We start from the raw sequence: 13,633 nt of genomic DNA, 5'->3' as shown, positions 1-13,633 counted from the left end.
GTGAAGGCACGAGCACGGTCAAGTCAGCCGCGGTAGAACAGCACCGCCACCGCCGCGATCACCAGCGAGATGCCGACCGCCCACATCGCGCGGACGCGTCCCGCTTGCTGTTCGCGATAATGATTGGCGACCAGGTCGAGCCAATAATGGCCCGGCAGCGTCTCCCGCACGACGCCGGCTTTCCTCAGCTTCATCAGCTCGGCGACGTCGCTCGGCCCCGGACTGAACGCGATCGCCTGGTCGGGTGCCAGCGCGTGCGCCTGGATCATCGCGCGCGCGATCCGCGAGCGCGTGCGCAACATCGCCGGGTGGATCGGCGGCGGCCCCGCTGGCCCAGGTTGCGGCACGACGCCGATCAGGTCGAGCTTGCCGCTCATCCGCCCCCCGCCAGGAACCCGAGCGCGACGCCGATCGCGACCGCGGCACCGACCGCCAACCCGGCGCGGCGGCGACGCGACCTGGTCCAATTGTCGAAGGCCGGAATATCGAGCCAATAGGTGCCCGCCTTGCCGACATGGACGACACCGTTCTCGATCAAGCGCTCGAGTAGGCGGCGTTCGATCCCGCGACTCGGGACATAGGAGATCGCCTTGTCGGCAACTACGGCGTTCTGCGTCATGAAATGCGACACCAATCTGCGCCGCGCTCGTGCCGTCGCGCCCGCTGCTGCTCCTGCCGCTGCTCCACCCACAAGCTCACCCTTCGTTTTGTATATTGTATACCATCAACGTCGTCGCCCTTGATGGCGGATGTTGGGCGGACGGCCGCGGCGTTTCAAGACACGCGCGGGCTTGTTGCCCGGCGGTGGCGCGTAGCGCCCTTCGGGCAGTTCGAAGCGTAAGGCACCCGACACCGGATTGGCTTCCGCCAACCGCAATTGCAGCACTTGGCCGATCGCATATTCGTCACCCGAGGCCTCGCCGACCAGCTTCTTCGCCGCCTCGTCGAAGCGGAAATATTCGCCGCCCAGGTCGCGCACCGGCAGCAAGCCATCGCCGCCGATCCCCGCGACGGTCGCGAAGATCCCGAAATTCTGCACGCCGGTGATGCGGGTCTCGACGATCTCGCCGACCTTCTCGGCCAGGAACGCCGCGACATAGCGGTCGATCGTGTCGCGCTCGGCTTCCATCGCGCGGCGCTCGAGCCGGCTGATCGATTCACCGATCCGTTCCATTCCTGCCGCTTCGTCATCGGTCAGCCCGCCAGGGCCGAGGCCATAAGCGGCGGCCAGCGAGCGGTGGACGATCAGATCGGCATAGCGGCGGATCGGCGAGGTGAAATGCGCATAGCTGCCGAGCGCGAGGCCGAAATGGCCGTGATTCTCCGGCGCGTAATAAGCCTGGGTCTGCGTGCGCAGCACCTGTTCCATCACTTGCGGACGAAAATCCACGTCGCCGATCTTGTTCAGGATGTGGTTGAAGGTCGCCGGCTGGATCACCTGGCCGAGCGCGAACTTGACGCCCCAGGTCTCGAGATAATCCTTGAGCGCGACCAGCTTCTCGCGCGCCGGCGGTTCGTGGACGCGGTACATGACCGGCGCCTTCTTCGCCTCGAGCGCCTTGGCCGCCGCCACGTTGGCCGCGATCATGTAATCCTCGATCAGCCGGTGCGCATCGAGCCGCTCGCGCGGCGCGACCGACAGGATGCGGCCCAGCTCGTCGAGCATCACGCGGCGTTCGGGCAGGTCGAGATCGAGCGGCTCGCGCTTGTCGCGGGCCTTGGCGAGGGCGGCCCAGCAGGACCAAAGGGGAACCAGCGCGCCTTCCAACAACCCGTTCGCCCTGAGCTTGTCGAAGGGCGTGTCCAGATCCCGTGCTTCGACAGGCTCAGCACGAACGGTGGTTGGTCGGCCCGCGTCCAACCCATCGATCGCCGCCTGCGCATCCTCATACGCGATGTTCGCCGCGATCCGCACCACCGCGCGGGTGAAGCGCCACGACTTGAGCGTCCCGTCCTTGGCGATCTGAAGATGACAGGCGAGCGCGGCGCGGTCCTCGCCGGTCTTGAGCGAGCACACCTCCGCCGACAGGATCTCGGGCAACATCGGCACGACGCGGTCGGGGAAATAGACCGAATTGCCGCGCCGCCGCGCCTCGCGATCGAGCGCCGAACCGGGGCGGACGTAGAAGGACACATCGGCGATCGCGACCACCGCTTTCCACCCCCCAACATTCTTGGGATCGTCGTCGGGTGCCGCCCAGACCGCGTCGTCATGGTCGCGCGCATCGGCCGGGTCGATCGCGACGATCGGCAGGTCGGTCAGGTCCTCACGGCCCTCGCCCAGCGGCTGCTTCGCGACGCGCTCCGCTTCTTCCAGCGCCTCGTCGGCAAAGCGGTCGGGAATGTCGTGTTCGTGGATTGCGATCAGCGAGAAACTGCGCGGCGCGAAGGGGTCGCCCAGCCTCTGCGTCACCCGCGCGGTGATGCGCGGCGGCCGCCCGGCTTTTTCGGCCAGCACCAGGTCGCCCGGTTCGGCATCGCCCGCATCGGACACCTGATAATGCCGCCGCTCGCGCTTCTCGACACCTTCGAGCCACAGCCTGTCGCCTTCGCGCCTGAGCACGCCGAGGATCAGCTCCTCGCCCTTGGCTAGGTGCTTCATCGGGTGCGCGATCCAGCCCTTGCCCGCTTCTTCGGTGCGCGCGAGGATACGGTCGCCGACGCCGAGAGCGGATCGCTTGCTCCGTTCGCGCACACGCAGCCGCGGCACCGGCACGCCTTCGGCTTCCCAGCGTTCAGGCACCGCCCAGACGTTGCCGCCATCGTCGACATCGGAGATGCGGAGCACGGTCACCTTGGGCAGTCCGCCCATCTTGTGGAACGCGCGACCCGGCGCGCTGTCGATCAGGCCTTCATCGGCCATGTCCTTGAGCAGCGCCTTGAGCGCGATCTTTTCCTGCGCGGTCAGGCCGAACGCGCGCGCGATTTCGCGCTTGCCTGCCGGCGTATCGGACGAGGCGATGAAATCGAGGATCTGCTGTCGCGTGGGAAGGCCGGGTTTGTGCTTTGGTTTTGCCATGTCGAGGCAAGATACGGCGGAATTGCGCAACCACCAACCGTCGGCTTGGAGACTATCGAGAAGTGGTATCTAAAAACGCGGCTCGACTTCTTTCGACGCGACCGGATAGTGGGGTAATGGCCAACGACCCTCTACGCTACGACCTCCTCATCGCCGGCGGCGGGATCAATGGATGCGCGATCGCGCGCGAGGCATCTTTGCTGGGCTTGAAGGTGCTGCTGGTCGAACGCGACGATCTCGCCAGCCACACCTCGTCGGCCTCGACCAAGCTGATCCATGGCGGTTTGCGCTACCTGGAATATTACGACTTCCGGCTGGTCGCCGAGGCGTTGCGCGAGCGCGAATTGTTGGTCCACGCCGCGCCGCACATCATCCGCCCGTTACGCTTCGTCCTGCCGCAGGAGAATGCCGTGCGGCCGTGGTGGATGGTCCGGATCGGGCTCTACCTCTACGACATGCTGGGCGGGAAAATGACCCTGCCTCGCTCGCGCGGACTTCGCTCATCGGACAAGGACTATATCTCGCCGCTCAAGGGCGGCGAGCGCGGGTTCGTTTACTCGGATGCCCAGGTCGACGATTCTCGGCTCACGCTTCTCAATGCGGTCGACGCGCATGCCAATGGCGCCGAGATCTGCACGCGCGTCTCGCTCGACGCGGCGCGGCGCGATGGCGATCGCTGGACGGCAACCCTGTCCGACGGGCGCACGGTCGAGGCGCGCGCGCTGGTCAATGCGGCAGGCCCCTGGGTCCATCTGATGCTCAAGCGCCTGGGGCTGAACGGCAAGGCCAATGTCCGGTTGGTCAAGGGCAGCCATATCGTCGTGCCCAAACTCTATGAGGGCGATCACGCTTATATCCTCCAGCTACCCGACCGCCGCATCATCTTCGCCATTCCGTGGCAAGGCGGGACCGAGATCGGCACCACCGACATCCCGGTCGATGCGCCCGAGGATGCGACGATCACGGACGACGAGATCGCCTATCTGTGCCAGGGTGCGAACCATCATTTCGTCAAGCAGATCACGCCCGCGGACGTGACCTATAAATGGTCGGGCGTGCGTCCGCTCTACGACGATGGTGCGAGCGAGGCGAAGGCGGTGACACGCGACTACGTGCTCGAACTCGATACCGACGGGCCGCCGCTGTTGAGCGTATTCGGCGGCAAGATCACCACCGGGCGCCATCTGGCCGAGGACGCGATGGGCAAGCTCGGTCCGGAACTGGGACTCAAACGCCGCCCGGTGTCACGCGCGCGCGTCTTTCCGGGAGGCGCGATCGCCGACTTCGACCAGTTCGTCGCCCAGGTCCGCGCGACCTGGCCGTTCCTCGGCGAGGATCGGTCGCTGCGGATGGCGCATGCTTACGGCACGATGCTCGGCGACATGCTCGCCGGCGTGACCGACGAAGCCGGCATGGGCGCCGATTTGGGCGGCGGACTGACCGAGATCGAGGCGCGGTGGATGCGCGACCACGAATGGGCGCGGACGGCCGAGGACGCGCTGATGCGGCGGAGCAAGGTCGGCCTGCATCTCAGCGACGAGCAACGCGCTGCATTCGAAGGGGCGTGGGACGCGCTGACGTGATCCGCGTCGCCGCTTTGTATCAGTTCGTTCGCTTCCCCGATCCCGACGCGATCCGGGGGCAGCTGCTGGCCTTGTGCGAAGCAGAAGGGATCAAGGGCACGTTGCTGCTAGCCCATGAGGGGATCAATGGCACGATTGCCGGGCCGCCCGAAGGGATCGACGCGGTGATCGCCCATATCCGCGCGCTGCCCGATTGCGCCGCGCTGCAGGTCAAGACAGCTACCGCCGAGACAATGCCGTTCCATCGGCTGAAAGTCCGGCTGAAGCGCGAGATCGTGACGATGGGGATGCCCGACATCGACCCGCTAACGGGAGTCGGCCATTACGTCTCGCCAGCCGACTGGAACGCGCTGATCGAGCAACCCGGCACGATGATCATCGACACGCGCAACGATTACGAGGTCAAGGTCGGCACCTTCGCTGGTGCGATCGATCCGGAGACCGAAAGCTTCCGCGACTTTCCCGCCTGGGTCGCCGCGCATCGCGACGAGATTGCGGCCGCGCCGCGCGTCGCGATGTTCTGCACCGGAGGCATACGCTGCGAGAAGGCGACCGCGCTGCTCAGGGCCGAGGGGATCGATCAGGTCTATCACCTGGAGGGCGGGATCCTGAAATATCTGGAAGAGGTGCCGCCAGCCGAAAGCCGCTGGCAGGGCGAATGCTTCGTGTTCGACGAGCGCGTCGCGGTCAGGCACGGGCTCGCGCCCGGCACGCACGGCTTGTGCCGTGCCTGCCGCATGCCGGTCAGTACCGAGGATCGCCGTTCGCCGCTCTATGAGGAAGGGGTGAGCTGTCCCGCCTGCCATGGCACTCGCGATGCCGCCCAGCGTGCAGGCTATGCCGAACGCCACCGGCAGGCTCGGCTGGCCGAAGCGCGCGGCGAGGCGCATGTCGGCGCGCGGCTACCCCTCAAGCCCCCGAAAAATCCAATTTAGCCAGTCATTAACCGACCTCGTTGCATAGCCGTTTCAAGGGCAGACGGGGGCCGGACGATGGCTACGACATTTTCGCATTTTCGCCGCCGGGCGACCGACGCCAAATATGATCGGGAACCGGTCCTGTCGGTCGCGCATGCCAGCGTGAAACGCCATCGAAAGGCCGCGCTCCATCAGTTGTCGATCTATGGCTGCCGCCTCGCCAGCCGTATCGAGGCCGAGCAGGGCGAATCGCTGACGCTCCGTTTCGATCGCAGCGCGCCGATCGCCGCTACGGTGATCTGGTGTGCCGACGGCCTGATCGGCGCACGCTTCGACCAACCGATCGAGCGCGAGATGATGCGCTCGCTGACTCTCCGCATCGGCTGAGTCGCATTCCGTCTCAGCGACGATGCGTCGCGAAGAAATCCCACATCAGCGCCGTGCCGTCGATCTTGCCGGTGTTGCGCGTCACGCCCGGACGACCGAGACCGCGGCCCGGCCAGCCATGCTCGGCACCTTTCATGATGTAGAAGTCGACGTCCGCGCCGCTCGCGCAGCCGGTCCATAGCTCGCGGACATAATCGGCGGTTTCGGTCTTCGCCGGCCCCCTGGTGCAACGGTTTGCCGTCGCCCAGAATGTCGCGGCGTAGCGCGAGGGCTTGTACGGCATGCCCTGCGAGCGACGGACGATTCCCGTCGTGCTGGTCCCACCGGCGACCGGCACCTGTTCGTCCTTCTCGGCATTGACGATCAGCATCGGCACCGCGGCGACCGGTTTGGGCTCGTTGCCGAACAATGCGCCGACGAATACCGCCGCGCCGGCGATGCGATCGCCGAGTTCGATCGCCACGCGCTCGGCCATCATGCCGCCGTTGGATATGCCGACGACATAGACGCGGTTGGGATCGACCGACTGGGTGCGCTCGAGCTCGTCGATCATCGATCGAATAAAGCCGATATCGTCGACCTTCTTGCGCATCGCATAAGCGCAGCAACCGCCGGCATTCCAGGTTTCGAGCTTGCCGAAGCGCGACGATCCTTCGGGCAAGGCAAGGATGAAGCCTTCCCTGGCCGCCTTGTCGATCAGCCCGGCCGACTTGGCGACCTGTGCGCCGTTACCGCCGCCGCCGTGGAGCGCGATGACCAGCGGGCGCCGGCCGCCGCCGGGCGGGACGAACAATTGATACGTGCGATTGCCGATCCGATGCGGCGCGAGCGGCCCATCGGCCGCAGGCGCGCTCGTCGGCAGCTGCAGCACGATGCCGACGATCCCCATCAACACCAATATCCAACGCATGGTGGCCCTCCTTGCCCTCATGCGACGTTCAACGCGCGAGGGAGCGCCGCCCTTCGCGTCAGGCGATCGCGATCACCGCCAAGGTAATGCGCGACAGACAAATCAGCTTGCCGGCATCGTCGGTGATGCGGATCGTCCAGATCTGCGTCGTCCGGCCCAGCGACTCCGCCCTGGCGGTCGCTGTGACATGGCCCGACATCGCCGGACGAATGTGGTTGGCGTTGATCTCCATGCCGACCGTGACCTGCTTCGACGGGTCGAGCGTCATCGCGCCGCCCATCGATGCCACCGTCTCCGCCAGGGCGACCGAGGCGCCGCCGTGCAGCCGCCCGAACGGCTGGTGCGTGCGATGATCGACCGGCATCCGCGCCGATACCCAATCGTCTCCCGCTTCGAGGAATTCGATCCCGAGCAGGCCGGGCATCGACTTCCCGCCCATCGCGGTCATTGCCGCGAGATCGGGCTTTTGTCCGCCGAACCAAATCATTTGGGATTCTCCCATTCTACCCACCGTTCGTGCTGAGCTTGTCGAAGCACATGTCCGAAACACGCCCTTCGACAAGCTCAGGGCGAACGGAGGAGGTTCAGTAAGCCCGGGCTATGAGCACGCGTTCGACCGCAGGCGCACCGGTGAAGATGCAGGTGCCGTCGGCCGGCGCGGCATCGCGCGGCGTGTTGCGCAAGGTCAGCTTGAGTGCCTTCAATTGCTCCTCGACCTTGTCGAGCGCCGCGCCGGTCGGCTTCGACCATTGCGCGAGCACCCAGCCGGGCTTTTCGACGCTGTCGGCGAAGAAGGCCTTGAGCCCGTCCATATCGGTCACGTCGGTCGCGATATTGCCGTCCAGCCGCAGCTTAGCCTGGGTGTAGAGGCCGTGCTGGATCTCTGCCAGCGTCGCCGCCGACTGCGCCACGCAATCGTTTTTCGCCACCACCGCGCTGTCGAGCTTGCCGTCCTCCCGATACAGCGCGTCGCGGCGGATCAGCGAGACGTTGCCGCCCGCCATATCGCGCCCGCCGACCTCGATCACGATCGGCGCGCCTTTCTTGATCCAGTTCCAGCGCTTGGTCGTCGCCTTGGTCGCCTTGAGGTCGAGCAGCACGCGCAGCGGCTCGCCGAACGCGCTCTGCTTGACGAGTTCGTCGCGTAGCCCCGAGCAATAATCGATCAGCGCGGCATCCTCGTCATTGTCGCGCAGCATCGGCACGATCACGATCTGCCACGGCGCGACCTGCGGCGGCACGCGCAGACCGTCGTCATCGCCATGCGTCATGATCAGGCCGCCGACCATGCGCGTCGACATGCCCCAGCTGATCGTGTTGGCCGGCTCGAACTGCCCCTCGGTATTCTGGAAGCGGATGTTCTGCGCTTCGGCGAAATGCGTGCCGAGAAAGTGGCTGGTGCCCGCCTGGAGCGCCTTGCCGTCCTGCATCATCGCCTCGATCGACCAGGTTTCGACTGCGCCGGGGAAGCGCTCATTCTCGGGCTTCTCGCCGGCGATCACCGGCATCGCGACGCATTCCTCGGCAAACGAACGGTAGAGTTCCAGCGCCTTGGCGGTTTCCGCCTTGGCCTGCTCGGCCGAGGCATAGGCTGCGTGCCCTTCCTGCCACAGGAATTCCGACGTGCGCAGAAACATGCGCGTGCGCATTTCCCAGCGGACGACATTGGCCCATTGGTTGATCTGCACCGGCAAATCGCGCCACGACTGGATCCAGCGCGCAAAGGCAGCGCCGATCACCGTTTCCGAGGTCGGTCGGACGATCAGCGGCTCTTCGAGCTTGGCGGCGGGATCGGGCACCAGCCCGCCCTTGCCGTCGGGGATCAGGCGATGGTGCGTGACGACCGCCATTTCCTTGGCAAAGCCTTCGACATGCTCCGCTTCCTTCTCGAAATAAGAGAGCGGGATGAACAAAGGAAAATAGGTATTGTCATAGCCGAGCGTGCGAATGCGGTCGTCGATCAACCGCTGCATGCGTTCCCAGATGCCATAGCCCCATGGCCGCATGACCATGCACCCGCGAACCCCGCTCTCCTCGGCCATATCGGCCTCGGCAATGACGGTCTGATACCATTCCGCGAAGTTCTGAGCGCGGGTGACGGATAAAGCGTGCTTGATCATGACGCGGGCGGATAGCGCCCGCGCGCCGCTGCGTCACCCCGCCTTGTGCTGGGCTACGGCGCGGAGCATGTCGAATTCATGGGGGATACCGCGCCTGGGAATGACGATCGCGTGATGCTGGGCATCGCGATGCGGTTGCTCGCGGTGTTGCTGCTGTCGAGCCTGTCGGCGCTGATCAAGGTCGCCGAGACGCGCGGCGCCAACCTCGCCGAAATCATGTTCTTTCGTCAGGGCTGCGCCGTGCCGGTGGTGCTGGCCTATATGATGGTCGCCGGCCCGGGCCTGAGCGCTGTCCGGTCGCGGGCGGTTCGCGGTCAGGTGATCCGCGCTTCGGTGGGACTGACCGGAATGGCGTTCAACTTCGGCGCGGTGCTGTTGCTGCCATTGGCCGAGGCTACCACCCTCGCCTTCACCGTACCGATCTTCGCGACCATATTGGGCGCGCTGGTGCTCAAGGAGCCGACCGGCTGGCATCGCTGGGGCGCGGTCGCGGCAGGGTTTGCGGGCGTGCTGATCGTCACCCAGCCCGGCAGTGGCCATTTCCCGATCGGCGGCGCGCTGGTCGGACTCACCTCGTCGGTGTTCGTCGCGCTGGTCGCGATCCAGCTCCGCCAGATCGGCAAGGTCGACGCGCCGGTGACGACGGTCTTCTGGTTCTCGTCGCTGTCGATGGTCCCGATGACGCTGATCTATCCGTTCTTTGCACACGCCCACGACGCCACGACCTTCGCGGTATTGATCGCGATGGGACTGGTCGGCGGGCTGGGGCAGATCGCCTTCACCGCCGCGCTCAAATACGCGCCGGTCTCGGCCGTGATGCCGATGGACTATTCGAGCCTGATCTGGGCGACGCTCTACGGCTGGGTATTGTTCGGCATGCTGCCGACGCCCTGGACCTGGGTCGGGGCGCCGGTGATTGTCGCCAGTGGCCTCTACATCGTCTGGCGCGAGCACCGCGTCTCGCGCCATCCGCAGGTCAGCGAGGCGATTGCGGATTAGGCGCGCGCGCCGCGCACCTGGTCGAGCATCTGGCGGGCGCGAAGGAACATCTCCAGCCGTGTGGTCGCGAACAGCCCCAATGCCAGAGCGATCAGCACGTCGGTGACCAGCATCGCGCTGATATGAAAGCCGGTCCCCACCCCGCTCGCGAGGATGGTTTTGGCGCTCATACGCACCGCGATCAGGACGACGATGAAGATCATCGCGGCAGGTGACGCCTTCTGGTTGAGCACATGCGTTTCGGGATCGACGTGGATCTGCATCATCTTGCCGCGCTGCCAGCCGATCGCGGCGCCGGCCAGCAAGGCGGCGGCGCTGATTGCCCAGCCGATCGCCGTCGGCGGAAACTGGTAGAACATCACGCCGGCGAAGATCAGATAGATCGCCGGAACAATCCAGAGCGTCTCCAGCCGCAATCGGCGCAATTGGCTCATCCGCCGCAAGCGGAATGCCAGCAATGCTACAACGACGACTGTGGTGACGGCGTAACCGATAAGCTGTTGCTGCTGCATGATAGTCCCCGAGAAACCCCGGAGACTGTCATAGCAAACTAACTCACTCTCGCGCCAGCCCTATTCGGCCGCCTGCGCCAGTTCCGGATCCTTCCACACCAGCACCGGCTTGCGCGCCGCGAGCGTCTCGTCGAGGCGGCGACGCGGGGCGAAATGCGGGGCGGAGCGCAGCGATTCGTCTCCGGCCTTCGCGCGTTCGGCAACCGACCGCAGCGCGCCGATGAACTGATCGAGCGCCGCCTTCGATTCGGTCTCGGTCGGTTCGACCAGCATCGCGCCATGGACGACGAGCGGGAAGTACATCGTCATCGGATGATAGCCCTCGTCGATCAGCCCCTTGGCGATGTCGATCGTCGAGAAACCCTCGGGCAGGCCGTCGTCGGAGAAGATCGCCTCATGCATGCACGGCCCCGACGCCGCGAACGGTGCGTCAAGCGTGTCTTCCAGGCTGCGCAGGATGTAATTGGCGTTGAGCACCGAATCCTCGGCAACCTGGCGCAGGCCGTCGGCGCCGTGGCTGAGGATATAGGTCAGCGCGCGGGTGAACATCCCCATCTGGCCGTTGAAGGCGCACATCCGTCCGAAGCTGTGCGGATGGCGGTCACCAACGGTTTCCTCCTCGACCAGCGTGATATGCCCATCGGCATGGCGCTCGGTGAACGGCAAGGGGCCGTAAGGCGACAATGCCTCGGACAGCACCACCGGTCCCGACCCCGGGCCGCCGCCGCCGTGCGGCGTCGAGAAGGTCTTGTGCAGGTTGATGTGCATCGCGTCGATGCCGAGGTCGCCCGGGCGCACCCGCCCGACGATCGCGTTGAAATTCGCGCCGTCGCAATAGACGAACCCGCCGGCCGCATGAACCGCATCCGAGATCGTCTTCATCTCGCGCTCGAACAGGCCGCAGGTATTGGGATTGGTGATCATCACGCCCGCGACATCGGGTCCGAGCCGCGCCTTGAGCGCCTCGACATCGACACGGCCTTCGGCGGTCGCCGGAATGTCCTCGACGGTATAGCCGGCGAACGCGGCGGTCGCCGGGTTGGTGCCATGCGCCGATTCGGGAACCAGGATGACCTTGCGGTGGCCTTCGCCTTTCGCTTCGAGCGCGGCCTTGATGCACAGGATGCCGCACAATTCGCCATGCGCGCCGGCCTTGGGCGTCATCGCCACGCCGTGCATGCCGGTCAGCTCGATCAGCCACACTGCGAGTTCGTTGATGACGCCCAGCGCGCCCTGCACGGTATCGACCGGCTGGAGCGGATGGACGTCGGCGAAGCCGGGCAGACGCGCCATCTTCTCGTTCAAGCGCGGATTGTGCTTCATCGTGCACGATCCGAGCGGAAACAGACCGAGATCGATCGCGTAATTCTGGCGGCTGAGGCGGGTATAATGGCGCACCGCTTCGGGCTCGGACAGGCCCGGCAGGCCGATCGGCGCCGTCCGCGCGAGGCTGCCGAGCCGCGAGGCGACCTTGGCCGGCTCGGCGACTTCGACGCCGGTCGTCTCGGTCGAGCCGATCTCGAAGATCAGCGCCTCTTCGAGCATCAGCGCGCGGTTGCCGGTGAAGGTCGCGTCATTCGCACGGCGCTCCGGGGTCATTTCGGGGCGCCAGCCGCTCTGGTTGATCGTCATCTCAAAAAACCCCGTTCGGGCTGAGCTTGTCGAAGCCCAGGTGAGTCTCAACGCCCTTCGACAAGCTCAGGGCGAACGGATCGCGGGATGCGCTCATGCCAGCGCCTCCTGAAGCGCGGAGGCAAGCGTCTCGACGTCCTCCGTGGTGGTGGTTTCGGTGACCGCGACGACCAGGCCGTTGGCGAGATCGTCGGCGCCCGGATAGAGCCTCCCCAGCGACACGCCGCCGAGGATGCCGTTGTCGGCCAACGTGCGCACGATCGGCCGCGCTTCCTTGGACAGCTTGAGCGTGAACTCGTTGAAGAAGGTGTCGTTGACCAGCTCGACGCCGGGCACCTTGGCCAGCCGCTCCGCCGCGGCGACCGCGCCGGCATGGTTGGTCGCGGCCAGCGCGCGCAACCCCGCTTCGCCGAGCAAGGTCATGTGGATCGAGAAGGCGAGCGCGCAGAGCCCGCTATTGGTGCAGATGTTCGACGTCGCCTTTTCGCGGCGGATATGCTGCTCGCGGGTGGAGAGCGTCAGCACGAAGCCGCGCTTGCCCTCGGCATCGACGGTCTCGCCGCAGAAGCGGCCAGGCATCTGGCGGATATATTTGTCCTTGCAGCCCATCAGGCCGACATAGGGACCGCCGAATTGCAGCCCGACGCCGATCGACTGGCCCTCGCCGACGACGATGTCCGCATCCATTTCGCCCGGCGACTTGAGCGCGCCGAGCGCGACCGGCTCGGTGACGACCGCGATCAGCAGCGCCTTCTTCGCATGCGCGGCGTCGGCCAGCGGGCGCAAGTCGGCGATGCGGCCGAGAATGTCCGGATACTGGACCACGACGCACGACGTATCGTCGTCGATCGCCGCGATCAGGCTGTCGATATCGGTCTCGGCGGATAGCGACGGCAGCGACGTTTCGAGATGATCGCCGGTGTACTTGGCCATCGTCTTGGCGACCGAGACGTAATGCGGGTGAAGCCCGCCCGACAGGATCGCCTTACCGCGCTTGGTGATGCGCCGTGCCATGCCGATCGCTTCCCAGCATGCGGTCGAGCCGTCGTACATCGAGGCATTGGCGACATCGGTTCCAAGCAGGCGCGCGACCTGCGTCTGGAACTCGAACAGCATCTGCAGCGTGCCCTGCGCGATCTCCGGCTGATACGGCGTATAGGCAGTCAGGAACTCGCCGCGCTGGATCAGATGGTCGACCGATGCCGGCACATGATGGCGATACGCCCCGCAGCCAAGGAAGAACGGCGCGTCACCCGCAGCCAGATTCTTCTTCGCCAGCCTGGTCATGTGGCGTTCGACCGCGAGTTCCGACGCATGCATCGGCAAATCGCGGATCGGCCCGTCGAGCTGGGCGATCGCGGGCACGTCGACGAACAGATCGTCGATGCTCTTGGCGCCGATCGTGGCGAGCATCGCCTCGCGATCAGGCTGGGTCAGGGGCAAGTAGCGCATTGAATTCTCCAAAGCCCCTCCCCTTCAGGGGAGGGGTTGGGGGTGGGGCGGTGCCTCAAGCACATCGCCCGTGGAGAGGGCCCCCCCCCCCCCCCCCCCCCC

The 13,633-nt window shown here is 65.8% G+C and carries 13 protein-coding genes; 4 read left to right on the top strand and 9 right to left on the bottom strand.

Going from position 1 to position 13,633, the window contains the following annotated elements; genetic code table 11:
• Nucleotides 1–23: 23 nt before the first annotated feature.
• The 3 genes from SMA01S_RS08340 to SMA01S_RS08330 form a co-directional block, all read right to left on the bottom strand.
• Entirely contained in the window at nucleotides 24–377 is a 354-nt protein-coding gene (locus tag SMA01S_RS08340) for a hypothetical protein (protein WP_066820289.1), read from the bottom strand.
• Nucleotides 374–619: a hypothetical protein gene (locus tag SMA01S_RS08335; protein ID WP_066820288.1), complete on the bottom strand. Its 246-nt coding sequence runs from the start codon at nucleotides 617–619 to the stop codon at nucleotides 374–376. Before SMA01S_RS08335 ends, SMA01S_RS08340 begins: the two co-directional genes overlap by 4 nt.
• A gap of 105 nt (nucleotides 620–724) precedes the next feature.
• Nucleotides 725–3,019, bottom strand: a complete 2,295-nt coding sequence (locus tag SMA01S_RS08330) for a ribonuclease R family protein (protein ID WP_066820287.1) — start codon at nucleotides 3,017–3,019, stop codon at nucleotides 725–727.
• A 116-nt stretch (nucleotides 3,020–3,135) separates the two neighbouring features.
• On the opposite strand from SMA01S_RS08330, the gene glpD reads away from it, so the two are divergent.
• From glpD to SMA01S_RS08315, 3 genes are read left to right on the top strand one after another with little or no spacing between them, the layout of a single operon-like run.
• A complete protein-coding gene (gene glpD / locus SMA01S_RS08325; protein WP_066820285.1) occupies nucleotides 3,136–4,602 on the top strand; it encodes a glycerol-3-phosphate dehydrogenase in 1,467 nt (488 codons plus the stop codon).
• Complete coding sequence (gene trhO, locus SMA01S_RS08320; protein WP_066820461.1) at nucleotides 4,599–5,537, top strand: oxygen-dependent tRNA uridine(34) hydroxylase TrhO; 939 nt, start codon at nucleotides 4,599–4,601, stop codon at nucleotides 5,535–5,537. Before glpD ends, trhO begins: the two co-directional genes overlap by 4 nt.
• Nucleotides 5,538–5,594: 57 nt before the next feature.
• Entirely contained in the window at nucleotides 5,595–5,906 is a 312-nt protein-coding gene (locus tag SMA01S_RS08315; protein WP_066820283.1) for a PilZ domain-containing protein, read from the top strand.
• Nucleotides 5,907–5,919: 13 nt separating this feature from the next.
• On the opposite strand, the gene SMA01S_RS08310 is transcribed toward SMA01S_RS08315, so the two are convergent.
• The 3 genes from SMA01S_RS08310 to SMA01S_RS08300 form a co-directional block, all read right to left on the bottom strand.
• Nucleotides 5,920–6,816: an extracellular catalytic domain type 1 short-chain-length polyhydroxyalkanoate depolymerase gene (locus SMA01S_RS08310; protein ID WP_169804215.1), complete on the bottom strand. Its 897-nt coding sequence runs from the start codon at nucleotides 6,814–6,816 to the stop codon at nucleotides 5,920–5,922.
• A gap of 58 nt (nucleotides 6,817–6,874) precedes the next feature.
• Nucleotides 6,875–7,303: a hotdog fold thioesterase gene (locus SMA01S_RS08305; protein ID WP_066820278.1), complete on the bottom strand. Its 429-nt coding sequence runs from the start codon at nucleotides 7,301–7,303 to the stop codon at nucleotides 6,875–6,877.
• A 97-nt stretch (nucleotides 7,304–7,400) separates the two neighbouring features.
• Nucleotides 7,401–8,936 (bottom strand): aminoacyl--tRNA ligase-related protein, encoded by a 1,536-nt coding sequence (locus SMA01S_RS08300; protein ID WP_066820276.1) that lies wholly within the window; start codon nucleotides 8,934–8,936, stop codon nucleotides 7,401–7,403.
• 78 nt (nucleotides 8,937–9,014) lie between these two features.
• Between SMA01S_RS08300 and SMA01S_RS08295 the strand changes: the two genes are divergently transcribed.
• Nucleotides 9,015–9,935 carry a DMT family transporter gene (locus SMA01S_RS08295; RefSeq protein ID WP_066820459.1) on the top strand — a complete coding sequence of 307 codons (921 nt, stop codon included), beginning with the start codon at nucleotides 9,015–9,017 and terminating at the stop codon, nucleotides 9,933–9,935.
• Here SMA01S_RS08295 and SMA01S_RS08290 read toward each other — a convergent pair.
• From SMA01S_RS08290 to gcvPA, 3 genes are all read right to left on the bottom strand, one after another.
• A complete protein-coding gene (locus SMA01S_RS08290) occupies nucleotides 9,932–10,447 on the bottom strand; it encodes a CcdC protein domain-containing protein (protein ID WP_066820274.1) in 516 nt (171 codons plus the stop codon). The genes SMA01S_RS08295 and SMA01S_RS08290 overlap by 4 nt on opposite strands.
• A gap of 60 nt (nucleotides 10,448–10,507) precedes the next feature.
• Nucleotides 10,508–12,079, bottom strand: coding sequence for an aminomethyl-transferring glycine dehydrogenase subunit GcvPB (gene gcvPB, locus SMA01S_RS08285; protein WP_066820272.1), 1,572 nt, complete (start codon nucleotides 12,077–12,079; stop codon nucleotides 10,508–10,510).
• A 93-nt stretch (nucleotides 12,080–12,172) separates the two neighbouring features.
• Entirely contained in the window at nucleotides 12,173–13,531 is a 1,359-nt protein-coding gene (gcvPA, locus tag SMA01S_RS08280; protein WP_066820270.1) for an aminomethyl-transferring glycine dehydrogenase subunit GcvPA, read from the bottom strand.
• Between the last annotated feature and the right edge of the window lie 102 nt (nucleotides 13,532–13,633).

It is taken from the genome of Sphingomonas mali NBRC 15500, from assembly GCF_001598415.1.
GTDB classification, from domain to species: domain Bacteria; phylum Pseudomonadota; class Alphaproteobacteria; order Sphingomonadales; family Sphingomonadaceae; genus Sphingomonas; species Sphingomonas mali.
Note: the sequence above shows the minus strand (reverse complement) of the source record. Positions and strands in the feature narration are given on the sequence as shown.